This is a genomic window from Chitinibacter tainanensis DSM 15459 (assembly GCF_000429785.1).
Lineage (GTDB): Bacteria > Pseudomonadota > Gammaproteobacteria > Burkholderiales > Chitinibacteraceae > Chitinibacter > Chitinibacter tainanensis.
The window spans coordinates 162,163-189,161 of record NZ_KE386953.1; the positions used below are offsets into that span (position 1 = coordinate 162,163).

At 52.6% G+C, this 26,999-nt stretch carries 25 protein-coding genes and 1 other RNA gene; 18 read left to right on the forward strand and 8 right to left on the reverse strand.

Annotated features, from left to right (window positions below; genetic code table 11):
- Positions 1–264 precede the first annotated feature (264 nt).
- Genes sbcD through G482_RS0115530 form a run of 3 tightly spaced genes read left to right on the forward strand, consistent with a single transcriptional unit; the run spans position 265 to position 6,689 of the window.
- On the forward strand, positions 265–1,485 hold the full coding sequence (gene sbcD / locus G482_RS0115520; protein WP_028450798.1) for an exonuclease subunit SbcD: 1,221 nt from the start codon (positions 265–267) through the stop codon (positions 1,483–1,485).
- Complete coding sequence (locus G482_RS0115525) at positions 1,482–4,901, forward strand: SbcC/MukB-like Walker B domain-containing protein (RefSeq protein WP_028450799.1); 3,420 nt, start codon at positions 1,482–1,484, stop codon at positions 4,899–4,901. The genes sbcD and G482_RS0115525 overlap by 4 nt, the downstream gene beginning before the upstream one ends.
- A 21-nt stretch (positions 4,902–4,922) precedes the next feature.
- Positions 4,923–6,689, forward strand: coding sequence for an ATP-dependent nuclease (locus G482_RS0115530; RefSeq protein WP_028450800.1), 1,767 nt, complete (start codon positions 4,923–4,925; stop codon positions 6,687–6,689).
- 154 nt (positions 6,690–6,843) lie between these two features.
- Here the strand turns inward: G482_RS0115530 and G482_RS0115535 are convergent, their stop codons facing one another.
- The 6 genes from G482_RS0115535 to G482_RS0115565 all read right to left on the reverse strand — a co-directional run bounded on the left by G482_RS0115535 (position 6,844) and on the right by G482_RS0115565 (position 14,389).
- Positions 6,844–7,935, reverse strand: coding sequence for a ribonucleotide-diphosphate reductase subunit beta (locus G482_RS0115535; protein WP_028450801.1), 1,092 nt, complete (start codon positions 7,933–7,935; stop codon positions 6,844–6,846).
- Positions 7,936–8,030: 95 nt separating this feature from the next.
- Positions 8,031–8,624, reverse strand: a complete 594-nt coding sequence (locus tag G482_RS0115540; RefSeq protein WP_156905425.1) for a hypothetical protein — start codon at positions 8,622–8,624, stop codon at positions 8,031–8,033.
- Positions 8,625–8,640: 16 nt separating this feature from the next.
- Positions 8,641–9,675, reverse strand: a complete 1,035-nt coding sequence (locus G482_RS0115545; RefSeq protein WP_245575300.1) for an adenosine deaminase — start codon at positions 9,673–9,675, stop codon at positions 8,641–8,643.
- A gap of 521 nt (positions 9,676–10,196) precedes the next feature.
- Positions 10,197–13,094: a ribonucleoside-diphosphate reductase subunit alpha gene (locus G482_RS0115555; RefSeq protein ID WP_028450804.1), complete on the reverse strand. Its 2,898-nt coding sequence runs from the start codon at positions 13,092–13,094 to the stop codon at positions 10,197–10,199.
- Between the two features lie 340 nt (positions 13,095–13,434).
- On the reverse strand, positions 13,435–13,914 hold the full coding sequence (locus G482_RS0115560) for an FKBP-type peptidyl-prolyl cis-trans isomerase (RefSeq protein WP_028450805.1): 480 nt from the start codon (positions 13,912–13,914) through the stop codon (positions 13,435–13,437).
- Positions 13,915–13,921: 7 nt separating this feature from the next.
- A complete protein-coding gene (locus G482_RS0115565) occupies positions 13,922–14,389 on the reverse strand; it encodes a peroxiredoxin (protein WP_028450806.1) in 468 nt (155 codons plus the stop codon).
- A gap of 59 nt (positions 14,390–14,448) precedes the next feature.
- Between G482_RS0115565 and G482_RS0115570 the strand changes: the two genes are divergently transcribed.
- From G482_RS0115570 to G482_RS19095, 13 genes are all read left to right on the forward strand, one after another.
- Positions 14,449–15,606: a cupin domain-containing protein gene (locus G482_RS0115570; RefSeq protein WP_028450807.1), complete on the forward strand. Its 1,158-nt coding sequence runs from the start codon at positions 14,449–14,451 to the stop codon at positions 15,604–15,606.
- Positions 15,599–16,087, forward strand: coding sequence for a DUF7931 domain-containing protein (locus G482_RS19860; RefSeq protein ID WP_051259100.1), 489 nt, complete (start codon positions 15,599–15,601; stop codon positions 16,085–16,087). Before G482_RS0115570 ends, G482_RS19860 begins: the two co-directional genes overlap by 8 nt.
- A gap of 206 nt (positions 16,088–16,293) precedes the next feature.
- Positions 16,294–16,500 carry a hypothetical protein gene (locus G482_RS20185; protein ID WP_034619865.1) on the forward strand — a complete coding sequence of 69 codons (207 nt, stop codon included), beginning with the start codon at positions 16,294–16,296 and terminating at the stop codon, positions 16,498–16,500.
- 107 nt (positions 16,501–16,607) lie between these two features.
- Complete coding sequence (locus tag G482_RS0115585; RefSeq protein WP_034619867.1) at positions 16,608–17,927, forward strand: TRZ/ATZ family hydrolase; 1,320 nt, start codon at positions 16,608–16,610, stop codon at positions 17,925–17,927.
- A gap of 20 nt (positions 17,928–17,947) precedes the next feature.
- The gene (gene ubiG / locus G482_RS0115590) at positions 17,948–18,703 is read left to right on the forward strand and encodes a bifunctional 2-polyprenyl-6-hydroxyphenol methylase/3-demethylubiquinol 3-O-methyltransferase UbiG (protein WP_211227658.1); all 756 of its coding nucleotides are present in this window, start codon (positions 17,948–17,950) and stop codon (positions 18,701–18,703) included.
- On the forward strand, positions 18,696–19,355 hold the full coding sequence (locus tag G482_RS0115595; protein ID WP_034619869.1) for an HAD family hydrolase: 660 nt from the start codon (positions 18,696–18,698) through the stop codon (positions 19,353–19,355). The genes ubiG and G482_RS0115595 overlap by 8 nt, the downstream gene beginning before the upstream one ends.
- Before the next feature lie 47 nt (positions 19,356–19,402).
- Positions 19,403–19,763, forward strand: a transfer-messenger RNA (tmRNA) gene (gene ssrA / locus G482_RS20190).
- Between the two features lie 177 nt (positions 19,764–19,940).
- The gene (locus G482_RS0115600; RefSeq protein ID WP_051259101.1) at positions 19,941–21,212 is read left to right on the forward strand and encodes a tyrosine-type recombinase/integrase; all 1,272 of its coding nucleotides are present in this window, start codon (positions 19,941–19,943) and stop codon (positions 21,210–21,212) included.
- Positions 21,213–21,257: 45 nt separating this feature from the next.
- The gene (locus tag G482_RS0115605) at positions 21,258–22,097 is read left to right on the forward strand and encodes a hypothetical protein (RefSeq protein WP_028450813.1); all 840 of its coding nucleotides are present in this window, start codon (positions 21,258–21,260) and stop codon (positions 22,095–22,097) included.
- Positions 22,098–22,216: 119 nt separating this feature from the next.
- Positions 22,217–22,411, forward strand: coding sequence for a helix-turn-helix transcriptional regulator (locus G482_RS0115610; RefSeq protein WP_028450814.1), 195 nt, complete (start codon positions 22,217–22,219; stop codon positions 22,409–22,411).
- 3 nt (positions 22,412–22,414) lie between these two features.
- Positions 22,415–22,720 (forward strand): helix-turn-helix domain-containing protein, encoded by a 306-nt coding sequence (locus G482_RS19085; RefSeq protein WP_034619870.1) that lies wholly within the window; start codon positions 22,415–22,417, stop codon positions 22,718–22,720.
- A gap of 2 nt (positions 22,721–22,722) precedes the next feature.
- Positions 22,723–23,403: a Rha family transcriptional regulator gene (locus tag G482_RS19090; protein WP_051259102.1), complete on the forward strand. Its 681-nt coding sequence runs from the start codon at positions 22,723–22,725 to the stop codon at positions 23,401–23,403.
- A 2-nt stretch (positions 23,404–23,405) separates the two neighbouring features.
- Positions 23,406–23,873 carry a hypothetical protein gene (locus G482_RS19095; protein WP_051259103.1) on the forward strand — a complete coding sequence of 156 codons (468 nt, stop codon included), beginning with the start codon at positions 23,406–23,408 and terminating at the stop codon, positions 23,871–23,873.
- Positions 23,874–24,020: 147 nt separating this feature from the next.
- On the opposite strand, the gene G482_RS0115630 is transcribed toward G482_RS19095, so the two are convergent.
- Positions 24,021–24,425 (reverse strand): hypothetical protein, encoded by a 405-nt coding sequence (locus tag G482_RS0115630; protein ID WP_156905426.1) that lies wholly within the window; start codon positions 24,423–24,425, stop codon positions 24,021–24,023.
- Between the two features lie 137 nt (positions 24,426–24,562).
- On the opposite strand from G482_RS0115630, the gene G482_RS19100 reads away from it, so the two are divergent.
- A complete protein-coding gene (locus tag G482_RS19100) occupies positions 24,563–25,201 on the forward strand; it encodes a hypothetical protein (protein ID WP_211227660.1) in 639 nt (212 codons plus the stop codon).
- A gap of 340 nt (positions 25,202–25,541) precedes the next feature.
- Positions 25,542–26,765, forward strand: a complete 1,224-nt coding sequence (locus G482_RS0115640; protein WP_028450816.1) for an IS256 family transposase — start codon at positions 25,542–25,544, stop codon at positions 26,763–26,765.
- Here the strand turns inward: G482_RS0115640 and G482_RS0115645 are convergent, their stop codons facing one another.
- Positions 26,766–26,996 carry a hypothetical protein gene (locus G482_RS0115645; RefSeq protein ID WP_028450817.1) on the reverse strand — a complete coding sequence of 77 codons (231 nt, stop codon included), beginning with the start codon at positions 26,994–26,996 and terminating at the stop codon, positions 26,766–26,768.
- Between the last annotated feature and the right edge of the window lie 3 nt (positions 26,997–26,999).

Below are 26,999 nucleotides of genomic sequence, written 5' to 3' on the forward strand. Positions count from 1 at the left end.
ACAAAAACACACCTAAGTCATTGTTTTTATTGTTTAATATAAATATATCACTCGCGTTTTTGATATTACTTTTTCTGACGTCGGAAATACAAAGGCTTATTGCTGCTAATAATCTGCAGCAATAGGACGTGCGCAGCCAAGCATGTGGCCTATCAAATCTTCCAAAAAATGACATAGATCATTCAAAAAATACTTAACGTAGTTATGCTGAAATCTTACTTGGCTTGGTAGAATTTCGGGATCCTCGACATAGCTACAGATTTCATGCGCATACTGCACACATCCGACTGGCATCTGGGCCAGCACTTCATGGGTAAGACTCGACAAGATGAGCATCAAGCGTTTATTGCTTGGCTTGTTGATCAGGTCGCAAAACATAGAATTGATGTAGTTTTAATCGCTGGCGATATTTTCGACACTGGTGCGCCGCCCAGCTATGCACGGGAAATCTACAACTCGCTCATCGTCAAGTTGCACGACACAGGCGCTCAGCTTGTCGTACTCGCTGGCAATCATGATTCCGTGGCAACCTTGGGTGAAAGCAAGCATTTGTTGGCTCGCCTAGGTACACATGTCATTCCCGCTGTTGCAGACTCACTGGAGAACCAGCTACTCACACTTAAGAATCGTTCAGGCCAACCCGCTGCATTGCTCTGTGCGATTCCCTTTATTCGCCCCCGCGACGTGATGCAAAGTCAAGCCGGACAGAGCGCGGAAGAGAAGCAACTGAGTCTGCAAGAAGCAATTCACGCTCATTACCAACAGCTGTATGCGCTCGCAGAAGAATACCGAACACAATATGAGACTCATTTGCCAATTATTGCCACCGGCCACCTAACCACAGTGGGTGCCAGCGCCAGCGAATCGGTACGCGAAATCTACGTAGGGTCGCTAGAGGCCTTCCCTACCGCAGCATTCCCGCCTGCGGACTACATTGCACTCGGGCATATTCATCGGCCACAAAAGGTCGGTGGGCTGGAACATATCCGCTACTGCGGCTCGCCTATCCCACTCAGTTTTGATGAACTTGGACAACAAAAAGAAGTGCTGCTGGTAGATCTTGATGAAACAGGATTGAAGCAGATCACGGCCATCCCTGTGCCTATATTTCAGCCACTTGCCAGTATCAAAGGAACGCTAGAAGAACTGGGTCCAGCAATTCATACCGCAGCACAATCTGCGCAGTCTGAGCGTCCTGTATGGCTGGAGGTAACGGTGCGAGGCGATGACTATCTGTCTGACTTGCAACCACGCATTCAAGCCTTGACCGAAGGTTTGCCAGTTGAGGTACTACGCATACGGCGAGATCGCAGTGAAGTTGCTGCTAGGTTGCATGCTGAGGCTAAGGTCACCCTAGATGAACTTAGCCCAGATGAGGTTTTTGCCAAACGCCTTGAACAGGAAGACCTGCCCGAAGAACTGACTCAACAACTCAAACAACGTTACCAGAACATCGTTTCGCTACTTCGTGAGGAGCAGGCATGAACATCCTCACCCTGCGTCTGAAAAACCTTAACTCGCTCAAGGGCGAGTGGAAGATTGATTTCACACAACCGCCCTTCAAGGACAACGGTTTATTTGCCATCACCGGCCCAACTGGAGCCGGTAAATCTACCCTGCTCGATGCGATCTGCTTGGCGCTTTATCACGAAACACCACGACTCAAGAACATTTCGGCCTCATCGAATGAAATCATGACGCGGCATACAGCTGACTGCTTGGCCGAAGTGGAATTTGAGGTAAAGGGGCAAATCTATCGTGCATTCTGGAGTCAGCGGCGGGCACGTGACAAAGCCGATGGTGCCCTGCAAGCCCCCAAGGTTGAGTTGGCAGATGCTAATGGCACAATCCTAACCACCCACAGCAACGATAAACTCAAACGTATTGAAGCAATCACCGGTCTGGATTTTGGACGCTTCACGAAATCAATGATGCTAGCCCAAGGTGGCTTTGCGGCCTTCCTGAATGCCAATGCTAATGAGCGAGCAGAACTACTGGAAGAACTAACCGGAACCGATATCTACGGGCAGATTTCACAGCGCGTTTTTGAGCAAGCTCGTGATGCTAAGAACACACTTGATCAGTTGAAAGCAAAAGCTGACGGTGTAGAGTTGCTTCCCGATGAAAAACGCCAAGCGATGCAAGCAAAAATCGCCGAACTCACCGAGCAATTATCCGTGCTGCAGAGCGAGCTCGGACAACTGCAACAGCTACGACAATGGCGCCTTCAACTTTCTCAGGCAGAAAAGGCGACTCAGGAAGCGAAGCAAACAGAAGACACAGCAAGACTTGCACTAGAATCGGCGCAACCACAACTGCATCAGCTTGAACTCAGCGAGCCAGCAGAAGCCCTCCGCCCCACTTTTGCTGCATGGCAAGATGCAGACGGACGCCTCCACCATGTTCAGTCCAGTTTGAGTGCTGTTCAGGAAGAACTGTCCAACGCTCGAAAACAATCAGTCACAGCCCATTGGCAGGCAAAGACAATTGCAGAAGAATTAGCGGCAAACGAGACCAAGCTCTATGAAGACCTCAAACACCACATTAAACAGCTGGAAGCCTGGCAGACCGAGCACGCCCACTTTGCAACTTTAGGTGAAAAGCTTAATGGGTGGCAGGTTGAACACCGGCAGTTAGAGCTAAATCGACAAGCGATTCTGGCCCTTGAGGCGCAACATCAGAAACAAAGCCAAGCACAAGCCGAAGTCGCGACCCAAATTGTCAGCCAACAACAGATCCAGCAACAGGCCCAATCGCAGTGTGTAGAGAGTAAGAATCTCGTCGCAGCTGCCGAGCAACAACTCAACCAGCTGTTGAACGGCAGTACTCTGCAAGCGCTGCGCGAGAACTGGCAACGCACACAAGAACAGCTGATTGCTTGGCAGCAAATCAGCTCTTTGGCCGAGCAACTGCGCAGGAACAGCAAGCATTGTAGCGATCAGGAAAGCCAAATTGTGACGGCCAACCAGCAACTGACTGAACTACAGACCGCGCTAGATACTGCTCGAAATAACTACCGACAACTTAAAGAACAGGCAGATGACAAGCGCAAGCTGCTGCAGCAAGAGCAACGAATTCAGAGCTTGGAGTTTCACCGTGCAGCATTGAAGTCAGGAGAGGCATGCCCATTATGTGGCTCCCCCGAACACCCTAGCGTTCAAATCTATCAGCAGCTCGATGTGTCTGCCACTGCGCTCTCATTGCAGGAAAAAGAAGCAGCATTGCAGGAAGCATTAGAAGTTGGCCAAGCGATCAAAAGCCAGATCGACCAGCTTACCGGTAGCCTGACACAGTACCAGCAAGTACTAGCTGGACTGATTCATACTCAACAAGAAATTCAAGCCAAGTGGGATGCTTCAGCTACTGCTCTAGGGTTAGCATCAACGACTTGGCAAAATCCCGAGTTGCTCACACAAGAGCTAGAAAATATGGCGCGGCAAGAAGCCGAGCTCAGAGCTGCACTTGAGCGCACCGAGACGGCCCAGCAAGCTTTGATCAAAGCCCGCGAAAACAAGGCTGCGCATGATGCGCAGCTACAAGCTGTAGATACGCAATTGGCGCTACTCCAGCAAAGTTATGATCAAGCTGTCCAGCGCATCTACGAACTTGAGCAACAAATTGCCAAGGATGCAGCAGCTCAGCAACAAGCGACGATGGCGCTAAGCACCGCCATTAATGATTCAGGTTTTGCTCCCGCCGATGATATGAGTAGCTGGCTGGAAAGCCGCCAGCAAGACTGGCAAACATGGCGGGAAAAGCTAAAAGCACTGCAACTTCAAGCCAACGAACTACTAAATCAACAGCATCGTAGCGAGCAAGCGACTAACCAGAAAGTGGCATGGCAATCGCGTTGGGACAAACTGGCGGAACCTATTACACCGCAACGCTTGGACATCACAATCAGTGAATCAATGCTTGTGCAGTACACGGCAGAAGTCGAACGACTAACGACGCTAATCGCTACTTTGCACGGTCAAGAAACGCAATTGGAGGCAGATAGGCAAACCCAGCAGCAAGTTTGCGAAGTCGCCAAAGCCAATTGGCATATGGCATTGTCGCAAAGCCCTTTTGCCGACCAAGCGGCCTTTGCGCAAGCGCTGCTACCCACAGAAACCCGTCAACAGCTACTCGCTCTGCGACAACAGCTACATCAAGCACTTGAACGCAGCCAAGCTGTGCAACAAACAGCGACAGCGGCACTGCTCCAACTACAAGAACAAGCCCTCACCCCGCTTGACCTTACCGAGCTAGAGACACAAATCACAGCGTTAGATACACAACGTCAAACCATTTCTGCTGAACAAGGTGCGCAACAGGCGCTGTTACACGACGACGCACAGCGCCGAGAGAATCAAGTCGTTCTATTCCAGGAAATTGCGATGCAAACGGCAGATGCAGACCTCTGGCAGCGACTTAATAGCCTGATCGGCTCCAAAGAAGGCGACAAATTCCGCAAATTTGCACAAGGGCTGACTCTCGACCACTTGATGCATTTGGCCAATCGCCATTTAGAGCGGCTACATGGCCGCTATCTTATGCAGCGCAAGAATAGTGGCGAGCTGGAACTAGAAATTGTGGATACCTGGCAGGCCGATGTCACTCGTGATACTCGTACCTTGTCCGGTGGAGAGAGCTTTTTAGTAAGTCTAGCGCTGGCTTTGGCTCTTTCAGACCTTGTGAGCCATAAGACATCTATTGATTCGCTTTTTTTGGATGAGGGGTTTGGCACGCTTGATGCCGAGACTTTGGAGGTTGCACTTGATGCGCTTCACGTAGTTAACTCTTCAGGGAAGATGATTGGTGTTATTAGTCATGTAGATGCCATGAAAGAAAGAATCGCTGTACAAGTGAAAATAAAAAAATCTAATGGTGCAGGATTCTCCACAATTAACTTTCAGTAATAACAAAGCAAAGGAAAATATATGTTTGTAAAGCTGGAAAAATTAATTATTAAAAACTTCAGATCAATCGGATCGAACCCCATAGAAGTAAGTTTGGATGACATTGTTGTTCTTGTCGGTGAGAACAATGCAGGGAAAAGCACAATCCTAAGGGCGTATGAAGCGGCAGTGGGGGGCGAGCAGCTATCAATTGATGATTACCCAGGCATGGAACCTGATGCAAATAACCTGCCGGAAGTGGAAATCCATACTTTGGTCGACCAAGAGGCGGCTCCGGATCTAGCTTCTTGGTGTGAGAAAATCAATGAAGACCCTTTGCTGTATAGAGTTAAGGAGAGATGGACATGGCCATTTAAAGCAGGTAGTAAGCCAGCTAGATTTGGCTTCCGTGTAGACTTGAGTAGATGGGCAGATGACAGCAGCAAACCTAAGCAACCATGGGCAACTGACAATGTTGCAATAGCTAGGAGGCCCAAAGTACATAGAATTGGTACTTTCGATAACCCACAAGAGCAGTCTGATGCTATCAAATCCTTGGTAATGGATATTTTGCTAGAGGAAAAAATAAAGTCCTACATTCCTAAAGATGGAGAAGCCGGAATATCTGGTTTGACAGAACGTTTTGCAACAATTAAAAAAGAATTCATAGAGGCAAGCAAGGAAGGGTTAAGTGATATTGCAGAGAATATTAATAAATATGTTTCAAAGGTTATAGCTGGACACCAATTAACACTTGGAGTAGGTGATGCAGAAAAAGAGATCGGATTGAAAATATTTGATGCCGAAGATCTTGAAATTTCGTTTGGAACGCCTGATGAGTTATATCCGATAGAAAATCATGGCAGCGGGGCGCGCAGAACTCTTATGTGGGCAGTTCTTAAGGCTTTGGCTGATATGGGCTACTCTGCCTCGGGAAAAGTTAAGGGCAAGAAGTATGAAACCATTCAAAATAGATGTGGCCATGTACTACTTCTTGATGAGCCTGAGATAAGTCTTCACCCACAGGCCGTGAGGGATGCTTGTGATGTTCTGTATAGTTTACCTAGTGGATCAGACTGGCAGGTTATGATAACGACTCACTCCCCAAGTTTCATCGATCTATCCAAGGATCACACAAAGATAATCCGAGTCGAGAAAATTGGCTCTAGCGTAGCATCTACAACCTTGTTTTCCGCTGATGAGGTAAAACTCTCCGCGGATGAACGAGATAACATGAAGCTTCTCAATTTAATTGATCCACATGTTCTTGAGTTCTTCTTTGGTGGCAGAGTAATTTTAGTCGAAGGAGATACAGAGTATACGGCTTTCAATGAATTGATTCAAAAGATGGATGAACTAAAAGATATAGATATCTTGGTGGTTCGTGCGCGTGGAAAAGTGCAAGTTGCATCTCTAATGAAGGTTCTCAACCACTTCAAAAAACAATATGTCGTATTACATGACACCGACATCCCCAAAACAAAGAAAACAAAAAAAACTAAGCTACCCGATGGAAATTATAAGTTAGAAGAACAAGAAATTGTGAATCCTGCCTGGACTAATAATTGGAAAATATTAGATGCCATGTCGGCTCACTCCAAAGTTTTTGCCTCCATTCATAATTTTGAAAGTGCATACTTTGGAGAGATTATTGACAGTGGAAAACCAGAGAACGCAATGGAAATGATGAGAGATCCTGATAAGCATCAGATTATCAAGACACTTCTACTGGGGCTCCTAGGACTTGGAGAGCTCCCAGAGGGTGTTATAAATTGGACAAGTAGAGCAGATTTGGAAAAATTGTTCTGATTCATTTTAAAGCCCGTGCTGGCATATAGGAATTCAAATTTAAAAGCCCGCATGTGCGGGCTTTTAAATTTGGCGTACAACCATATGCGTCGTCGAGTGTGGGCTTATCTGTCGTCCTAGCAAGCTTATTTGTCGCTCGACGTTGAGCATAAAATCAATCCCAGCTCAACGCCCCACCCGTCTGATACTCCGTCACCCGAGTCTCAAAGAAATTCTTCTCTTTCTTCAAGTCGATCATTTCCGACATCCATGGGAATGGATTATTCGCGCCCGGGAACAGCTCGTTCAAACCAATCTGCACCAAACGACGGTTGGCGATAAAGCGCAGGTATTCTTTAAACTGGCTGGCATTCAGGCCCAATACACCGCGTGGCATGGTGTCTTCGGCGTAGGCGTATTCCAGATCAACGGCTTTTTGGAACAGGCCGTAGATTTCTTGCTTGAATGGCTCAGTCCACAGCAGCGGGTTTTCCAACTTGATGGTGTTGATGAGGTCGATACCGAAATTGCAGTGCATCGATTCATCGCGCAGGATGTATTGATATTGCTCGGCGGCGCCGGTCATTTTGTTTTGACGGCCCAGCGCCAGGATTTGTACGAAGCCGACATAGAAGAACAGGCCTTCCATGATGCAGGCAAAGACGATGATCGAGCGCAGCAGCTGTTGATCGGTTTCGAGCGAGCCGGTTTTGAAGGCCGGATCGGTCAGCACGTCAATGAAAGGCATCAGGAAATGATCTTTGTCGCGGATCGATTTCACTTCGTTGTAGGCGTTGAAGACTTCGCCTTCGTCCAGACCCAGCGATTCCACGATGTATTGGTAGGCGTGGGTATGGATGGCCTCGTCGAAGGCTTGGCGCAGCAGGAACTGTCGGCATTCGGGTGAGGTGATCTGGCGATAGGTGCCCAATACGATGTTATTGGCGGCGAGCGAGTCGGCGGTAACAAAGAAGCCGAGGTTGCGCTTCACGATGCGCATTTCGTCTTCGGTGAGCTGGCCGGTTTTCCATTGCTCGATGTCGCGCTGCATGTTTACTTCTTGCGGCATCCAGTGGTTAGCACACTGGGCCAGGTATTTTTCCCACGCCCATTTGTGCTTGAACGGCACCAGTTGATTCACGTCGGTGGTGCCGTTGATCACGCGTTTGTCGTCGGCGGTGATGCGGGCCGGTACGGGCTGGCCGCCTTGGGCTGGGGCTTGGCCGCTGGCGGTGCGGGTGGTGATGGCGTCGTCAAAGCTGAGCATCGTGGTTCCTTTCTGTTCTGACTATTGTTGATTGCTGTTCATTACGGTTGATTCGGTACCGAGTGGCAGCCCGGGCTGCGCATGCGGTGGTGGAATCAGGTTGAGGGCTTGGCCAGCGGTTGCTGGCGGATATTCTCGGTGCGGCTCACGCCATGGCGCTGCTGCAATTCGTATTGGTCGCGGGCGAAATCCTGCCGGTAATCGACCGTGGATTGGTAATTCATCTGCAGATGAATTTCGCCCAAGTATTGCACTTCGCCCGCGCGGACGGTAAAGCGCTGATCAAGCGGCACAAAGACGTTTTCCCAGTTGCCGAATAAATCAAAGCTATTCCCGGGCCGGCGCCAGCTGCCGTAGATATTGCCGAGGCGATATTCACCGGCGGGCAGCGGCAGCACAAACAGTCGGCCGCTGGGGTTGCTCTGCTGGCCGGGGGCGCGGATAAAGTCGGTGACCAAGCGCAGCTGCAGCCATTGGCGGCCGGCGGGGCCATCGAGCTGCAGGCGGGCTTCGGCGGTATCACGATCAAAGCTCTGCGCGGTGAAGGCCAGCACGGCAATCCCCTGCCCGGCCGGCGGCTGCAGCTGGCCATCTTGCACCAGATTCACCTTGGGCGCGGCCAGATTGGCGCAGGCCGTCAGCACGGCCAGCAGCGCGATGAGGGATAGACGTTGGCAGAGTTTGAACATGGCGGCCATTTCCGGTTTAAGCGTGGGCGGCCTGATGGTCGGCCAGCACTTGGGTAATTTGGGCTTGCCAGTGCGCTTGTTGCGCCGCGGGCAACCAGCTGGCGGCGAAACTATTGCGCACCAGTTGGACAATTTCGTCGGCGCTCAGTTGCAGCGCCTGCCGACAGGCGTAGAAATTCTGATTGAGATAGCCGCCAAAATAGGCCGGATCATCCGAATTCACCATCGCGCACAGGCCGGCTTGCAAGAGCTGGCGCAGATTGTGTTGCTCCAGATCGGTGACCACGCAGAGTTTTAAATTCGACAACGGGCAAACGGTGAGCGGCACTTGCTCGGCGGCGAGGCGCGCCACCAGCGCCGGGTCTTCTGTGCAGCGCACACCATGATCAATGCGGCGTGATTTGAGCAGATCGAGCGCTTCCCAGATATAGCTCGCCGGGCCTTCTTCGCCGGCATGCGCCACGGCGGGCAAGCCCAGCTCGGCGCAACGCGCAAACAGCCGCGCAAATTTGCTGGGCGGGTGGCCCATTTCGCTGGAATCCAGCCCGACACCGTCGATTTGATCTAGATACGGCTCGGCTTGCGCCAGCGTGGCAAAGCCATCTGCTTCCGACAGATGACGCAGGAAACACATGATCAGCTTGAAGCTAATGCCGAGCTTGGCTTCGCCATCGTACAAAGCGCGGCGGATACCCGCGAGCGGCACGGCAAAATCAATACCGCGTGCGGTGTGGGTTTGCGGATCGAAGAAAATTTCGGTGTGCACGATCTGATCGGCGTGGGCTTTTTCGAGGTAGGCCCAAGTCAGATCGTAAAAATCTTGCTCGGTGAGCAGCACCGAGGCGCCCGCATAGTAAAGATCAAGGAAGGATTGCAGGCTATCAAACTCATACGCCGCCCGCACCGCTGCCACATCGGCGTAAGGCAAAGCCACGCCATTGCGCTGCGCCAGCGCAAACATCATCTCAGGCTCGAGCGAGCCTTCGATATGCAGATGCAGCTCAGCCTTAGGCAGGCGAGCGATGAGAAGGTCGAGCGGGTGTTGGGTCACAATCATTCCTATCTGTTAAAGCAAAACTCACCTAGCTGCGTTACTTTGTCTGGCCGTACGACTTGTACAGGCTGCGACAAAGTGCCTTGCTAGGCGACTTTTCCATAAATTTAAAATCGGGATCACCGATATTTAAAACGCCTCACCGAAGCGTCTTAAATATCGGCGCCGCTATGCGGCACCGGGGTATATCAATGCAAGCAATATCCGAAAAGCTTTTCAGGCATATACCCACCCTACGGCAGTACCACGCTGATTGCGCTGGGGTTTAAACCCCTTTCGCCCATCGCCGAGGGAGTGGAGCGAGACAAACTGCTTTATCGTTTGGCTCGCGACCGACCGAGGGAAGCCCGGAGGGCCGCAGGCGGGGGTCGCCTTTCTTTGATGACTTTCTTTGGCGACGCAAAGAAAGTCATCCCCGCCGCGGGTAGCGGCACCAAAACATCGGTGCCGCAGGCAATGCTAACCGACACCGCCGGCTGCAATCGATAAAACCGCTTGCAAGCAAGCGGTTGAGTGGATTACTGGCAAGCCTCGCAATCCGGATTATCAATCGAGCAGAACTTCGCATCGGTCGCTGGCGTAGCATCCGCCACTGCAGCGGCTGCAATCGCCGCTTGGGCTGCAGCAGCAGCGTTGTAGCCACCATCCACTGGTACGGCATTGAGCTCACCGCCACGGCCGGTCGATTTCTCGGCCGAAGTGGCTGCCAGCGTGCGCAGGTAGTAGGTGGTTTTCAGGCCACGCGTCCAGGCGAGTTTATACAGCTCGTCCAGTTTTTTACCTGAAGCACCGGCCATGTAGATGTTCAGCGATTGCGCTTGGTCGATCCATTTCTGGCGACGTGAAGCGGCTTCCACCAGCCATTTCGGATCCATCTCGAAGGCGGTGGCATACAGCTCTTTCAGATCGTGTGGAATACGATCAATGCGCTGCACCGAGCCATCGAAGTATTTCAAGTCTGACACCATCACTTCATCCCACAGGCCACGCGCTTTCAGATCGCGCACCAGGTGTTCGTTGATGACGGTGAATTCGCCCGACAGATTCGATTTCACGTACAGATTCTGGTAAGTCGGCTCGATACACGCATCCACGCCAATGATGTTGGAAATGGTGGCAGTGGGCGCAATAGCCAGGCAGTTCGAGTTGCGCATGCCGTAGGCGGCGATGCGGTCGCGCAGCATGGTCCAATCCAGCCGCGAGCTGCGATCCACTTCCAGATAGCCGCCGCGCTCTTCTTCCAACAGGCGCAGTGAGTCTTGCGGCAAGATGCCACGATCCCACAGGCTGCCTTTGTAGCTGCCGTAAGTGCCGCGCTCTTGCGCCAGCTCGGTTGAGGCCCAGTAAGCGTGGTAGGCCACGGTTTCCATCGACAGGTCGGCAAATTCCACCGCCGCCTCTGAGGCATACGGTACGCGCAGGGCGTGCAGGCAATCCTGGAAGCCCATAATGCCCAGACCCACCGGACGGTGTTTCAGATTGGCATTGCGCGCTTTGCGCACCGGGTAGAAGTTAATGTCGATCACGTTGTCGAGCATGCGCATCGCGGTTTTCACCGTGCGCGACAGTTTCTCGGCATCGAGCTGACCATTTTTCAGGTGGTTGTACAGATTGATCGAGCCCAGATTACATACGGCGATTTCTTCATCGTTGGTGTTCAGGGTGATCTCGGTACATAGGTTCGACGAATGTACGACGCCAACGTGTTGCTGCGGGCTGCGGATATTGCATGGGTCTTTGAACGTGATCCATGGGTGGCCGGTTTCGAACAGCATGGTCAGCATTTTGCGCCACAGCGTCAGCGCCGGGATTTTCTTCGCCACGCGCATTTCCCCACGGGCCGCTTTGGCTTCGTAGTTCAGGTAGGCGGTTTCAAAGGCTTTGCCGACTTTATCGTGCAGATCGCTGGCTTCGGATGGGCTGAACAAGGTCCACTCGCCGCCTTCCATCACGCGCTTCATAAACAGATCAGGAATCCAGTTGGCTGAATTCATGTCGTGGGTACGGCGACGATCATCACCGGTGTTTTTACGCAGCTCGAGGAATTCTTCGATGTCGGCGTGCCAGGTTTCCAGGTAGGCACACACGGCGCCCTTGCGTTTACCACCCTGGTTTACGGCCACGGCCGTGTCGTTCACCACTTTCAGGAATGGCACCACGCCTTGTGATTTGCCATTGGTGCCCTTGATGTGGCTGCCCATCGCACGAACGTTGGTCCAGTCATTGCCCAAGCCACCGGCGAATTTCGACAGCAAGGCGTTTTCTTTCAGTGCTTCGAAAATGCCATCCAGATCATCCGGTACGGTGGTCAGGTAGCAGCTCGACATCTGGCTGTGACGGGTACCCGAGTTGAACAGCGTCGGGGTTGAGCTCATAAAGTCGAAGCTCGACAACACGTTGTAGAACTCGATGGCGCGCTCTTCACGATTGATTTCGTTCAGCGCCAGGCCCATGGCCACGCGCATAAAGAAGATTTGCGGCAATTCGATGCGGCGATCTTCAATATGCAGGAAATAGCGGTCGTACAGGGTTTGCAGGCCGAGGTAACCGAACTGGTAATCGCGGTTGTGATCCAGCGCAGCAGCGAGTTTTTCCAGATTGAACTGGGCCAGTTTTTCATCCAGCAACTCGGCATCGATGCCTTTTTTCACATAGCGCGGGAAATACTCGGCGTAGCGCGTGGCCATCTCTTCGTGGCTTACCTCTTCGCCCAGCACTTCACGGCGCAGGCTGTGCAGCACCAGACGGGCGGTAACTTGGGTGTAGGCTGGGTCGACTTCCAGGAAGGTACGCGCCGCCAATACGGTGGATTTGCGCAGCTCTTCGGCCGGTACACCGTCGTAGAGGTTTTTCAGGGTTTCGGCCAAGATTTGTTCTTGGTCGGTGTAGGCTTCCAGGCCCGTACACGCAGAGGCGATCAGCGCTTTGAGCTTGCTGATATCCAGCGGACGGCTAGAGCCATCTTCGTATTGCACATTGATCGCGTGTTGCTGCTCGGCCGGCTGATCCTGGCGGGCGGCCGCGCGCTCGCGCTGACGCTCATTGCGATACAGTACATAGGCACGCGCTACGTCGTGTTCGCCCGAGCGCATCAGCGCCAGCTCAACCTGATCTTGGATGTCTTCGATATGGATCGCGCCACCATCGGGCTTGCGACGCATCAGCGCGCTGACCGCAGCATCCGTCAGACGCGCCACCAGCTCACGCACCGCCGCGCTGGAAGCAGCATGGCTACCCTGTACGGCGATAAAGGCCTTGGTTAGCGCCACGGTGATCTTGGTGGGCTCAAAAGGCACCACCGCGCCATTGCGACGGATAATCTTGTAGTTGGCGTACTGCGCAGCATCGTGCGACAGCGCCGGTACTTCGGCATTCTCGTTGCGGCTGGCTGGGGTACTTTCAAGCGTAGCGTACATGCACGGATCCTTGTGTATAAGTCTGTGTATAGTTTGTGGGGAAACACAACATCTTGTGTTGAGCTCACCTTGTTGGCACAAATACTAGGGGAAAGTGGGGGACTAGTGCAACAGGCGCGCGATGTGCTAGCGGACCAGCGGTGGTGGCTAGGCCGGCAAACCAAGCAAAGCGGGACTTGGCTCAGCTGTGCTCACATTAAACTTACATGACAGGCGGTTGCAAGTTTGCAACAACTGCGAAAACGCCAGCTTGGCAAGGGATGAAAAACGGCGACCTAAGGAGATCGCCGTGAATATTACCGCGCGGAGATGACAGCCATGCTGCCATCGCTAGCACAGATTAATGGTGGTGGCCGTGTTCACCATGCACGTGGCCGTGCGCGATTTCTTCGGCACTGGCTTCACGCACATCAGTCACCTGAGCTTTGAACACGATGTTCATGCCGGCAAATGGGTGGTTACCATCCACAGTCACGCGGTTGCCTTCGATTTCAGTCACGCGGAACAGAATGATTTCGCCGGTTTCTGGATCATCTGCTTCAAACATCATGCCCACTGATACTTCAGGTGGGAACTGATCTTTCTCTTCGTCGCGTACGAGTTCTGGGTCGAATTCACCGAAAGCGTCGTCAGCCGACATGCTCACTTCCACCAGATCACCGGTGGTTTTGCCGTGCAGTGCTTCTTCAACCAGCGGCAGAATATTGTCATAACCGCCATGCAGATATGCAATCGGCTCTTCGGTTTTGTCCAGTTGGTTGCCCTCTGCGTCGAACATCTGATAGTGCAGTGTAACAACGGAATTTTTAGCGATTTGCATAGTTGGATTATCCTAGCTGTTTGACAAGATTTAGTATTTCGGCCGCATGGCCTTTGGGCGATACGTGATACAGAGCGTGGCGGATCACGCCAGCCTGATCGATCACAAAGGTAGAGCGCTCAATGCCGTATCTTACCATGCCCTGTGCTTCCCATTCGTGCACGGCATGATACAGACGGCTGACTTCCAGCTCGGTGTCGGCCAGCAGATCAAACGCCAAACCTTGCTCATCGATAAAGCTGTCGTGCGACAGACAGTCATCCGAGCTAACCCCGAGAATAATCGTCTGGTATTGCGCAAATGCGTCAACCCGATCGGAAAACTCCACCGCCTCGACAATGCCGCCCGGGGTGTGATCTTTGTTAAAAAAGTACAACACGACATTGCGCTGGCCACGAAACTGGCTCAATTGCACCATGTCCATGGCGGCATCCGGCAAGGCAAAGTCCGGTGCCAGGTCTCCGGCATTCAGCATGAATTCTCCAGTCGGTGCGATAATAGTCTTTGTTATGGTTTTCTTTATAGTCACTCGCGATGCGTAAAACAGCTTTCCATGCCCCGCTGCTCGGCGGAATCAGCCCTGAAACCTTTCTGGCCGAATATTGGCAGAAAAAACCGCTGCTGATTCGCCAGGCCTGGGATCGCTTTCCCGAGCTGATCGATTTTGCCCGCTTAAGCGAATTTGCCCAGCGCGACGACATCGAATCGCGGCTGATTACCCAGCAAAACGGCCGCTGGACGCTCGAGCGCGGCCCGTTTAGCCCCAGCCGCCTCAAGCGTTTGCCCGAAACCGACTGGACTATCTTGGTACAAGATGTGAACCATCAGGTGCCGCACATCGCCGAGTTTTTATACCAGTTTAATTTCCTGCCCTATGCCCGGCTGGATGACGTGATGATCTCCTACGCCCCACCCGGCGGCACAGTCGGCCCGCATTATGATTCTTATGATGTGTTTTTGTTGCAGGTGGGCGGCAAAAAACGTTGGCAAATTTCCAGCGACGACGCGATGGGCTTTATCGAAGACGCCCCAATCCGGGTCCTGAAAGAATTCAACCCTGAGCAGGAATGGATTTTGGAACATGGCGATATGCTGTATCTGCCGCCCAAATATGCGCACTATGGCGTTGCCCTTGAGCCGGGCATGACTTATTCGGTGGGGTTTCGCGCCCCGAAAACCCAGGAAATCGCCAGCAAGTTTCTGGAATACCTGCAGGATGAATTGTGCCTCGATGGCATGTACAGCGACCCTGACGCGCAAGTCACCACTACCCCGGCTCAGATTGATGCGCAATTTACCGCCCGCATTCAGCAGATGCTCACGCAAATCCGCTGGGATGAACAGATGGTGCAGGACTTTATTGGCCGCTATTTCTCCGAGCCCAAGCCGCATGTGTTTTTTGACCAGCACAGCGACCCGCTCGAGTACGACGATTTTGTCGCCGCCGTAGCCAGCCACGGGGTAGCGCTGAATCTGAAATCGCAAATGCTCTACAACGAACAAGGCATTTATCTGAATGGCGAAGCGCTGGAAGCCGATGAGTTAGCCAGCCTCACCGCCTCCGAGCTCGCGCAGCTGCGCGCGCTGGCCGATCAGCGCAGCTTACCTGCTGGTGAATATGACGAGGCTTTGCTCGAAGTCTTATATACCTATCACGAATACGGCTATCTGGCCCCCGCCAACCATGACTGATACGGCAGCGCAGCGCGAACGTTTTGATACCCGCGCAGGGTATCAAGCCGGGATCGATCAATTATTTGATCTGGCCAGCCATACCCTGCAAATCAGCGAAAACGATGCCAGCGAGATGGGGCTAGGCAGCGCGGCCAACCAGCAGCGCTTATGGCGCTTTTTTACCCAGCCCTCGCCGGGGCGGCTGCAACTGCTGCTGGCCCGCGAGGATTACCTGCGCACCGGCTGCCCGCGCTTTACACAACTGGCCGAACGATTTGCGCATTTAATTGAAGTGCGCTTAATTCCCGCTGAGTTACGCCATCAGCCAAAAGGCTGGCTGATTGCCGATCATTTACATTATCTGGAACGCCATCATTACGACTGGTTTCGGGGTGAATGGGGTAGTCAGCGCCAATATGCCACTCAATTGAGCCAACTTTTTGCCACACTCTGGGCGCAATCCTTACCGATTAACGCCTCGCAACGTCTTGATTTATAAGGATGTACACGGCGTTACACGGAGTAGCAGTTTACATTGCATTTTTAAGGCCAAAAGCCGCTTGCAGCACTAGCAATTTACCGACGAGCTGATTAGAATTCGCAGCGTTGGTTGTGAAACACCTCACGCCGAAGTGAATTTAGGCGATTGGCCAATTGGCCGGTTACCGAAACTTTTTAGTTAATCTTTTCGAAAAGGATTTCAAAATGAAACAATCTCTGCTCGTTGCTGCTCTGTTGGCTGTTGCTCTGTCTGCTTGTGGCAAAAAAGAAGAAGCTACTGAAGCTGCTTCTGCTGTAGTTGAAGCTTCTGCTCCTGCTGCTGAAGCTTCTGCTCCAGCTGCTGAAGCTTCTGCTGCTTCTGAAGCTGCTGCTGCTCCTGAAGCTTCTGCTGCTTCTGAAGCTGCTAAATAATTCGGAATTTTCCGAATTAGCGAAAAGCCGACCGATTGGTCGGCTTTTTGCATTTCAGGCCCTCTACTAGCCTGATAAAATAAGCCATCTGCTTTTTCGAGCTCATCATGGCGACCGATATCCTCTTTCCGCGCTGGCTAATTCCGGTAGTTCCCCGCCACACCGTACTGACCGAGCATGCGCTGGTCATCACCGATGACCGAATCAGCGCCATTTTGCCGCGCGAACAAGCAATAGCCGCCTATCCCGCGGCGCGCCACCACGAATTACCCCAACACGCACTGCTACCCGGGCTGATTAATCTGCACGCCCACTCGGCCATGACGCTATTGCGCGGTTATGCCGATGATTTGCCGCTAATGCGCTGGCTGCAAGAACACATCTGGCCGGCCGAAGGCGCGCATGTTAGCGATGATTTTGTGTTTGATGGCACGCAGCTGGCGATTGCCGAGATGATTGCCGGCGGCACCACCAGCTGTAATGACATGTATTTCCATCACAGCGCCGTGGCTCGCGCAGCGCTGGCCAGCGGTTTTCGCATGACCATTGGCTGCTCGATTCTCGAGTTCCCCACCCCCTATGCCAGCAATGCCGATGATTACATTGGCAAAGCATTAAAAAGCCAGGCCGAATTTGCCGGCGAGAAACTACTGCAATTCACCTTGGCGCCACATGCGCCCTACACGGTGAGCGATGCCACCTTCCAGCGAGTAATAACCCTCGCGGATGAACTTAATCTCGGCATTCACTGCCATATCCACGAAACACTGGATGAAATTAACACCAGCCAGAAAGAACACGGCGTGCGCCCGCTAGAGCGGCTAGCTGGGCTGGGCCTCTTGGATAGCCCGCTGGTGGCGGCACACATGGTGCACACCACCGATAGCGAGATCGCGCTCTTGGCCAAAAAAGGCGTGCATATTGCGCACAACCCGGCCAGCAATCTAAAGCTCGCCTCGGGGCTAGCGCGAATTCAGGCGCAGCTGGCGGCCGGCGTGAATGTGGGCATTGGCACCGATGGCGCAGCCAGCAACAATAAACTCGATATGCTGGCCGAGCTGCGGCTGGCGGCCTTGCTGGCCAAGGGCCAGAGCGGCGATCCGGAAGCGATTCCGGCTTGGCAAGCGCTGGAAATGGCTACGCTTAATGGCGCCCGCGCCTTGCAGCAGGAAGATCAGCTGGGCTCGCTGGAAGTTGGTAAACAAGCCGATTTGATCGCCGTGGATCTCTCCGCGGTGGGCACCCAGCCATGTTACGATCCGGTCTCGCATCTGGTGTACGCCGCCGATCGCCAGCAGGTGAGCGATGTCTGGATTGCTGGCCGCGCCGTATATCGCCACGGCCAGCACCAAAGTTTGAATCTGGCGCAAGTTCAGGCCAAAGCACGACAATGGCAAAGCAAGATTAGCGCGGGTATACGCGCGTAGACCTTATAAGGATTAGCATTGTGAGCAATACCCCAGAGCAAACCACCGAACACATCAATGTTGATGAAGCAGAAATCGCCAAGTTTTCTGCACTGGCCCACAAATGGTGGGACAAAACCAGCGAATTCAAACCGCTGCACGACATCAACCCGCTGCGGCTGGGCTTTATTGCTCAACACGCAGGGCAAAATGCCGAGCTGGCTGGGCTGAAGATTCTGGATGTGGGTTGCGGCGGCGGCATTTTGTCGGAAGGCATGGCCGAGCGTGGCGCCGACGTCACCGGCATTGATCTGGCCGATAAATCGCTGAAAGTCGCCAAGCTGCACCTGCTGGAGCGCGGCACAGACAGCGGCCTTGCCCTCAATTACCGCAAAGTGCCGGTGGAAGCGCTGGCCGAAGAATGCCCGGAAAGCTTTGATGTGGTCACCTGCATGGAAATGCTGGAGCACGTGCCCTCGCCAGCCAGCGTGGTTGCCGCCTGCGCCCGCCTGGTCAAGCCTGGCGGCTGGGTGTTTTTCTCTACCATCAATCGCAACCCGAAAGCGTATTTGCTGGCCGTCGTGGGCGCTGAATATGTACTGAATATGCTGCCGCGCGGTACGCATGAATACAGCAAATTCCTCAAACCATCAGAGCTGGCGCGCATGACGCGCACGGCCGGCCTGGATACCGTGGCCCTCACCGGCATGAGCTACAACCCGCTCACCGATGTGTACAAACTGGGCGACGATACCGATGTGAACTATCTGGTGGCCACAAGGAAAGCCCATGTCTAAACCGATTCGCGGCGTGTTGTTCGATCTGGATGGCACGCTGGCCGACACCGCACCCGATCTGGGCGCCGCACTAAACCGCCTACTGGCCGAAGAAGGCATTAGCGCCCAGCCCTACAGCGCCATTCGCCCACTGGCTAGCCACGGCGCCCGCGGCCTTTTGGAGCTGGGTTTTGGCGTAACGCCCGCCGATGCGCGCTTTGCCGAATTACGCGCGCGCTTTCTCGATCACTACGAGCAAGACCTTTGCGGGCAAACCACCCTCTTTGATGGCGTGCGCGAGCTGATCGAGGGTATCCATGCCCGCGGGCTGGCTTGGGGCATTATCACCAACAAGCCAATGCGCTTTACCGATCCGCTGGTGGAATTACTCCCCCTCCCTATCCCGCCGCAGACCTGTGTATCCGGGGATACCGTGGGTATACCCAAGCCTGATGCCAAACCCATGCTGCATGCTGCGGCGGAGTTAGGGCTAGATCCGGCCGAATGCCTGTATGTGGGCGATGCCGAGCGCGATATCGAGGCGGGCCGCAAAGTGGGCATGACCACTGTACTGGCGCGCTATGGCTATATCAGCGCTACCGACCAGCCCGAAGCCTGGGGCGCCGATCTGGCCATCGCGCATCCACTGGAATTGCTGGCTCATTTAGACTGATTCGGGTTACAATCCGTATTCTTCATGCCGCATGAAGGCCTCGAACCGGGGGTGCCATGGTTTCGACAGGGGTTGCAAAGCGGATGGGGGCATGCCGGGTTCTCAGACTACCCGTAAAACACTGAACCAAAATAGTCGCAAACGACGAAACTTACGCTCTAGCTGCTTAAGCTAGACTCTACACCGCAGGGCCCATCGGGCGGGCTGGGTCAAACCAGCAGTAGAGTCATTTAGATGGGATCGCCTCAGGTCGGGTTACTTGGCCGGGGGTTAAACTTAAGGTAACTCGCACTGTTCAAGCCTGTCGGTCGGCGTGACTCAGTGTTAAATCCAAATGGCTAGACTAAGCATGTAGAACTCACTGTAGAGTGCTTCTGGACGGGGGTTCAACTCCCCCCACCTCCACCAACACTTCGATTCACGATGTATCGTGATGACTCAGAAACCCGCATAAAGCCTAGCTTTAGCGGGTTTTTTCTTGCCCAGCGTGTAGCAAGACGCACCAGCAAAGCGCAAATAATTTCTACCCCCTTTCCTACCCCCGATATATGATTTCAGGGGGTAGATCGTAAATGGGGGTAGAACATGCCACGCGCCAAGACTGAACCAGCCAGCAAAAGCATCAATCGACTCACGCCGTTAGAGGTAAAAAACGCCACGCCCGACGAAGGCAAAAGCGAGAAAAACCTCAACGATGGCGGCCGCCTGTATTTGGTGGTCACCGCCACCCGTAAACGCTGGCAATTCCAGTTTGGCCTTCACGGCAAAATGTACAAGCAATGGCTGGGCGAGTACCCCAAAGTCACCTTGGCACAAGCGCGCAAGCTGCGCGATGAAGCCGCCAAGCTGGTAGATGAAGGCAAAGACCCGCGCATCGAAAAACAAATCGCCAAAGCGCACGCCAAGCTATCTAGCGAAAACACCTTTGAAGCCATAGCGCTGGAATGGTTTGAAAAAGCGATGGCCGATAAATCGCACAGCCACCGCGAGCGCACGCTCAATCGTCTGCAAACCGATATTTTCCCTTGGCTGGGCAAGCGGGATATTGCCACGATAGAAGCCCCTGAATTATTGGCTTGCCTGCGCCGTATCGAGGAAAGGGGCGCAATCGAAACCGCGCATCGTGTGCGCTGGTCATGCGGCAAAGTGTTTGCCTATGCAATGGCCACAGGCCGCGCCAAGGGCAACACTGCCGATGTATTGGCGCAAAGCGATGTACTGCAAAAGCCAATTAGCAAGCCCTTCCCCACCATTAGCGACCCTGCCGAAGTAGGCCACCTGCTGCGCGCCATTGATAGCCTGAATGCCACCTTGGTTGTTAAATGTGCCTGCCAGCTAGCCCCGCTGGTGTTTACCCGCATTGGCGAGCTACGCAAAGCCGAATGGCAAGAAATCGATTTCCCGCGCAAGCAATGGCGCATTCCAGCCGAAAAAATGAAAACCCGCGCCCCGCATATTGTGCCGCTATCGGCGCAAGCGCTGGCCATCTTGCAAACCATACAGCCACTCACTGGCCATAAACGCTATGTGTTTGAAGGTGGGCGCAGTAATGACCGCCCAATGAGCGAAGCCGCGATCAATAACGCCTTGCGCCGCCTAGGCTATGGCAAGGAAGAATTTACAGGGCATAGCTTTCGCAAAATTGCCTCAACACTGCTGAATGAATCACACCTCTGGCATCGTGACGCGATTGAGCGCCAACTTGCCCACGGCGAAAAAGACACGGTGCTGGCCACCTACAATCACGCGCAGCACTTGCCCGAACGTACCGAGATGATGCAATGGTGGGCTGATTATCTGGATAAATTGAAGGTTGGTGCGGATGTGATCCAGTTTCCCAGCAGACGTTTCGCTTAAAAATATATACGCCCCAAAATCTCATCAAATATATGCGGGAATGCCATGAACACAAAAATTCCAGAACGTCTGTACTACAACTTAACTCAAGCTGCGGCCAAACTTCAATGCTCAGAAGATGATTTATTGCATTTCTGTGCAATTGGCCATCTCGAGCTATCGGTGGCTCTTGACCTCCCTTATCTGTACATTCAAAGCTTTGAGAATTTTAATCCCAAAGCTTTAAAATCCCTTTGCTACTTCCCTGATTCGACTATTTTCTTTGCTCCAATTCATCCGCTCGATGCTCTAAATCTAGAATGTACGGGAGAGTCAAAAGCAGGGATCGATTTTGAATGTATCATCGAACCCATACATCTAAGTAAATCGCTAAAAACCACATATTCTTGGGAAGTGTTTGGCAAAAAAACGCCAACTGAAAAGATTCTTTTTCTCAAACAAGTATGTCCATTCGACTGGTGCTCAGATACGGCCGAAGGTGCAGTTGATGTAACAAATGGAGTAGAAGGCGATACTCGTTTCATTCAAGATGAAGCCGAGTGTAATATGCACCGCGAATATATAGAGGCCAATGAGATTCGCCTACACAAGGGAAATCTCTTTGTGATGGCAGATTCTTTGAACGAATTCATGAATAGCAGCCCGCCAAAAAAAAGACGGATTGAACATGGAAACACAAAGCGTTTTTCATCCGTTCGAGAGCAAATACTTGCAGTAGCGTTGGCATGCAAACATCACTTTCCTGATGAATGCAAAACCATAGCTGCGTGGCAAAGAACAATAGATCAAAAGTGGCCGCTTTATTGCGCGGATCAACTCGAGCCCCCACTTAAACCATCAGGCATCGAGAATTTACTATCTGAAGCATTAAAAATCACAGACTAAAATTACTATGCCGATAGTAAATATTTAGTCTCGAGACTACCTAAATCACTTAATTAAATAATGCCTCCCATGCATCGCCCTGATGCATGACGTTCAACCCTGACGTAACCGGAGGCACTATGCCCAATACACCTTTAATTTTTCGCATCAATGCGGCCGCCGCCTCGCTAGGCCTAAGCCGCGCCACGATCTACCGCCTTGCCCAACGGGGCGAGCTAGAGCTGGTAAAACTATCCCCCAACACCAGCGGCATTCCAGCCGAGAGCCTGCACGCCTACCTCGCCCGATGCACCCAAGCGACCAAGGAGGCCTAAGCGATGAGCAAAAAAAATCGCCGCCACCACGCGGGCAACGACGACAAACAGCATCGCCAGCTTAAGCGCACCGATAGAGTCGCGCAACAAGATCGGCTTGAACTTGCACTCAGCACAGGCACGAAGAACACCTTTGAGCTACGCGACTTGCATAACATCTTGCACCCCGCTGGGCGTATTAAGGAACTGAACGAGCAAGGCGCAGAAATCCACGTTGAACGCCGCCGCGCAGTCGACCGAGATGGGCGCGAGCATTACGGCATTGCGCATTACACCCTCATCAAACGTCGCCCAAAGAAGGAGCAATGATCATGGCTTACCTGATTCCAGTACCTGAACACGATTTTGATCTGATCGGCAGCACCAGCGAACCATTGCTTGATTCACGACTGCTGGCATGCAAATTGGGCGTAAAACATCGCCACCTGTTACGCCGAATTGAGCAACATTACTCGGATTATGCAGCGCTAGGGGTAATGCGCTTTGAAAGCGCAAAACCTCAAGTGCTGGGCGGCAGGCCTGAACGCTTTGCCTTTCTCAACGAAGATCAAGCCATGCTGGTGCTGACCTACACGCGCAATACGCCCGAAATTCGTGCCATGAAAGCCTGCTTGATTCAGGCCTTTGGCGAAGCACGCCGCGCATTAGCAGCCCGCAATCAGCAATACCTACCCTCGTATCGCCATGCACACCAAGCAGCAAGCCAGCTTGCAGAATATGCCCAGCAACACGGCAGCACCACGCCAGCCCAAATGCACCACATCAACCTTGAAAAGCTGGTGAATAAAACCATCGGTATCGACAAGGGGCAGCGGGCAAGCCTGAACACAGCGCAACTCACTACGCTGGGCTGCTGCTATGTATTGGCGGCCGAGAGTGTGCAACATGCGCTAGCCGCTGGTGCTGACCACAAGCAGGCCTATCAAGCTGTCAAAGCCAAGCTGGCCATGTTTAAGAGCTTGTTCATGCCTGCTAGTTTATTGGAGGGTTAGCGATGGCGGGCAGCAAAGCCAAAGCGGCCGCGCTGCGCGATCTGAAAGAGGGGCGTGAAAAAGGCCTATTCATGCCCCTGCCAATGGTCGTGATTACGTCCGAGGAATTTGCTGCACTTAGCCCTTATGCCGTGAAGTTGCTATTTGATTTAGCCAGCCAGTGGCACCCGAATCGCAATGGTTATTTATCGGCAGCATGGACACTGATGCAGCCTAGAGGATGGCGCAGCAAGGCGACCTTGGCCAAGGCGCTGAAAGAGCTAGAGGAAAAAGGCTGGCTCATTCGCACCCGCCATGGCGGCCGTAATCAATGCAGTTTGTTCGCGTTTAGCTTTTACAAGATCGACGATCACCAGAAAGGCAAGCCGCTGGATGTTCGCCCAACCAGAGTGCCGCTATCGTATTGGCGCAATGAAACGGGACTGATTAAAAACGCGAACGCTACCCCGCGAGCTGGGGCAATAGCGTGAAAACTACCCCGCCAGATGGGGCACGATTTAAGCCATTAGCCAAAGATTGCCCCACCACATGGGGCAGTCAGCCACTTTTAGCCGACTTTCGTGCCCCGCCTGCTGTACACCCTCTTAGATATTGCCATCTTATGGGAATGACAAACCTTAGTAGTGAGTACAGCGACCAAAGTAAACAATGTCATTAGTCAGGAACACAAACGGCTTGGTAGGCGATTCAGCATGCTCATTGATCTGCAAGGTGTATATCGCTGAACTGCGACCAATTCCCTGCTCTGCACGCATCGTGGTTACCGCTTTAAACCCATTTTCCTTTGAGCCTTGGTCAATAACAACTGGGCGGGTCTGATACGCATTTTTAAGTGCCCCTGCCATGATGCCGGTATTGCGATCCACAGTGAATTCCTTGCCAAGCGTGATTTTCCTAGCGAACGAAAGCACCGGATCGGCATCAGGGTCTGCACCATGAACACGCTCAATTACGCATCGATAGTCTGATAGAGCAAATGCGTGGGAATTGACGCCGACAAATATGGCCAGCAGAACAGACATAGAAGCCCGCATATTGGTTTTAAAACCCTTCGCAGAATGAATGAAGAATAACTGTACACTAATGCAAATTGCGCAGCCCATTAGGCATTGGAAATCTGCGTAGATTTTGCCAAATGATTTCGTGAAAAAGGTGAACCATGGGCGGCATTGGTAGTGGTCGGCATTTTTACTTTGGTGGCAAAGCTAAAACCAGCGATTACCGGCTTGTTGATATTCGCCGCTGGCAACGTGATGGTCTGTTAAATGGATCAGCATTCACTTGGTCTTGGTTTCGTGACGGTCAAAGTGTTGCCAGCATCTATGTCAAAGCCACCGAGCGTGCGATCAAACTACAGTACCGCATCAAACGTGATGGCGATTGGCAAGATGTAAATTCTGAGATTGGAATCAGCAAGACTGCCTGCCATTTAGGCGGGGCGCGCTCTTGGTTTATTTGCCCCTGCTGCGGCCGCCAAGCAGCTATTCTGTACATCGGCAAAGTGCCAGCCTGCCGCAAGTGTTACCAACTCTGTTATGACAGCCAAAGCGAAAGCACCCTAGATCGGCAAATTAGGCAACTCGATAAACTGAGGGCGCAACTGGGCTGGCCAGCGGGCTTTTTAAACGGCGAAGGTGGTAAACCCAAGGGCATGCACTGGAGCACCTACAATCGACTCTACAACCAACACACGCAACTAGCAGCACAAGCTGAACGACACTTTGATGAGGCGTTTAACATAGTTACCCAGCGCGCAGACAAAGCAATGGCCGCGTACAAAAAGCGCCGTGCGATGTGAGCATAGCGAGGTACATACCTACCCCCATATCTACCCCCTTTATTTTGTACTTAGCCAACAAAACCAGCAAAAATAAGCATTACAAAGGTGAATTTAACTCCCCCCACCCCAATACTCAATGAAAAAGCCCTGATTTATCAGGGCTTTTTCATTTTAACTGTAGCTCAGTGTACCATTCAATGTACCAGCACGAATTGGCTTTCATTGGACAGTTTCAGAGATATCTGGACGCTCTGCAATCGACCGGCAAATTAAAATAGCTAAAGTGAACAGAGAGGGTGTCCTAAATTTTGTGTAAACGGTCATTTGGCAGGAAACTGCCGTATTGTCCGGAGACACCATGACGCCCCCAAAGCACCCCATTCCTGATGAATTGATCACAGACCTGCTTGCTAACTACCAAAAACCCGAAGACCTCATCGGTGAGCAGGGTCTGCTCAAGTACCTGACCAAACTGATCGTCGAAAAAGCCCTCGATGTCGAAATGGCTGAGCATCTCGGTCATGGCAAAAACCAGCCAGTCAGCAACACCAGCGGCAATACCCGCAACGGTCGTAGTCGTAAAACGCTCAAAGGTGAATTCGGTGAGCTGCCAATTGAAGTGCCACGTGATCGGCATGGCACTTTCGAGCCACAGCTCGTTGCCAAGCACCAGACCCGCTGGACTGGCTTTGATGACAAAATCCTCTCGCTCTACGCACGTGGCATGACGGTGCGCGAGATTCAGGCTCATCTGGAAGAAATGTATGGCACCGAGGTGTCGCCCAGCCTGATTTCATCGGTTACCGATGCGGTCATCGACGAAGTCAAAGCTTGGCAATCGCGGCCGCTAGACGCGGTTTATCCGATTGCATATCTGGACTGCATTCACGTCAAAGTCCGCGAAGGTAGTGTGCGTGTCAAAGCGGTCTATTTGGCACTGGGCGTCACTATGGCGGGTGAGAAGGAGGTGCTAGGAATGTGGATTGCCCAGACTGAAGGCGCCAAATTCTGGCTGCAGGTCGTCACCGAGCTGCGCAATCGCGGCGTGCAGGATATCCTCATTGCCTGCGTCGATGGACTCAAAGGCTTCCCCGAAGCGATTGAAGCGGTCTTCCCCAAAACAGCGGTGCAGCTGTGCATCGTGCATATGGTGCGTCACAGCCTGAATTATGTTTCGTGGAAACGGCGCAAAGCGGTGGCGGAAGATCTGAAGCGGATTTACCAGTCGGCGACGGTCGAGGAAGCCGAACAGCGGCTAGCTGAATTTGAAGCGCGCTGGGATGAAGAGTATTTGCCGATCAGCCAGTCCTGGCAGCGCAATTGGCCACGGCTAATTCCCTTCTTTGACTTCCCACCGGAAATCCGCAAAGTGATTTACACGACCAATGCGATTGAGTCGATGAACATGAGCCTGCGCAAGCTGACCAAAAACCGGGGCTCATTCCCGAGCGATGAAGCGTTACTGAAATTGTTCTATTTGGCGTTGCGCAACATCAGCCAGAAATGGACGATGCCACTGCGGGATTGGAAAGCGGCGCTCACCCGGTTTACTATCCAGTTTGAGGAACGACTTCCTCAGTAATCAACGAAGCCGATTTACACAAAATTCTGCACACCCTCCTTCATCGCTTAAATCGTGAGCACTGATTTTCAGCGCCACCTTCCGCTCTGCCAGCCATTTATCATGCGCTAACCATACCGCCCCAAAACTACTATCATTACCAATTTGAGTGATTAATTCAAATCGTTTACCAACCTGAGGCAATACCTCCTCAATATCTTCCAACAACAAATCACTGGCTAAATTATTCATCTG

Excerpts from the sequence above, each read along its gene's own strand:
- G482_RS0115645 (WP_028450817.1), bottom strand. The coding sequence starts at position 26,996 with ATGAATAATTTAGCCAGTGATTTGTTGTTGGAAGATATTGAGGAGGTA.
- G482_RS0115525 (WP_028450799.1), top strand. The coding sequence starts at position 1,482 with ATGAACATCCTCACCCTGCGTCTGAAAAACCTTAACTCGCTCAAGGGC.
- G482_RS0115555 (WP_028450804.1), bottom strand. The coding sequence starts at position 13,094 with ATGTACGCTACGCTTGAAAGTACCCCAGCCAGCCGCAACGAGAATGCC.
- G482_RS0115585 (WP_034619867.1), top strand. The coding sequence starts at position 16,608 with ATGGCGACCGATATCCTCTTTCCGCGCTGGCTAATTCCGGTAGTTCCC.
- G482_RS20185 (WP_034619865.1), top strand. The coding sequence starts at position 16,294 with ATGAAACAATCTCTGCTCGTTGCTGCTCTGTTGGCTGTTGCTCTGTCT.
- G482_RS0115630 (WP_156905426.1), bottom strand. The coding sequence starts at position 24,425 with ATGTCTGTTCTGCTGGCCATATTTGTCGGCGTCAATTCCCACGCATTT.
- G482_RS19100 (WP_211227660.1), top strand. The coding sequence starts at position 24,563 with ATGGGCGGCATTGGTAGTGGTCGGCATTTTTACTTTGGTGGCAAAGCT.
- G482_RS0115560 (WP_028450805.1), bottom strand. The coding sequence starts at position 13,914 with ATGCAAATCGCTAAAAATTCCGTTGTTACACTGCACTATCAGATGTTC.
- G482_RS0115565 (WP_028450806.1), bottom strand. The coding sequence starts at position 14,389 with ATGCTGAATGCCGGAGACCTGGCACCGGACTTTGCCTTGCCGGATGCC.
- G482_RS0115600 (WP_051259101.1), top strand. The coding sequence starts at position 19,941 with ATGCCACGCGCCAAGACTGAACCAGCCAGCAAAAGCATCAATCGACTC.
- G482_RS0115640 (WP_028450816.1), top strand. The coding sequence starts at position 25,542 with ATGACGCCCCCAAAGCACCCCATTCCTGATGAATTGATCACAGACCTG.
- sbcD (WP_028450798.1), top strand. The coding sequence starts at position 265 with ATGCGCATACTGCACACATCCGACTGGCATCTGGGCCAGCACTTCATG.
- G482_RS19090 (WP_051259102.1), top strand. The coding sequence starts at position 22,723 with ATGGCTTACCTGATTCCAGTACCTGAACACGATTTTGATCTGATCGGC.
- G482_RS0115570 (WP_028450807.1), top strand. The coding sequence starts at position 14,449 with ATGCGTAAAACAGCTTTCCATGCCCCGCTGCTCGGCGGAATCAGCCCT.
- G482_RS19860 (WP_051259100.1), top strand. The coding sequence starts at position 15,599 with ATGACTGATACGGCAGCGCAGCGCGAACGTTTTGATACCCGCGCAGGG.
- G482_RS0115610 (WP_028450814.1), top strand. The coding sequence starts at position 22,217 with ATGCCCAATACACCTTTAATTTTTCGCATCAATGCGGCCGCCGCCTCG.
- G482_RS19085 (WP_034619870.1), top strand. The coding sequence starts at position 22,415 with ATGAGCAAAAAAAATCGCCGCCACCACGCGGGCAACGACGACAAACAG.
- G482_RS0115595 (WP_034619869.1), top strand. The coding sequence starts at position 18,696 with ATGTCTAAACCGATTCGCGGCGTGTTGTTCGATCTGGATGGCACGCTG.
- G482_RS0115605 (WP_028450813.1), top strand. The coding sequence starts at position 21,258 with ATGAACACAAAAATTCCAGAACGTCTGTACTACAACTTAACTCAAGCT.
- G482_RS19095 (WP_051259103.1), top strand. The coding sequence starts at position 23,406 with ATGGCGGGCAGCAAAGCCAAAGCGGCCGCGCTGCGCGATCTGAAAGAG.
- G482_RS0115530 (WP_028450800.1), top strand. The coding sequence starts at position 4,923 with ATGTTTGTAAAGCTGGAAAAATTAATTATTAAAAACTTCAGATCAATC.
- G482_RS0115540 (WP_156905425.1), bottom strand. The coding sequence starts at position 8,624 with ATGTTCAAACTCTGCCAACGTCTATCCCTCATCGCGCTGCTGGCCGTG.
- G482_RS0115535 (WP_028450801.1), bottom strand. The coding sequence starts at position 7,935 with ATGCTCAGCTTTGACGACGCCATCACCACCCGCACCGCCAGCGGCCAA.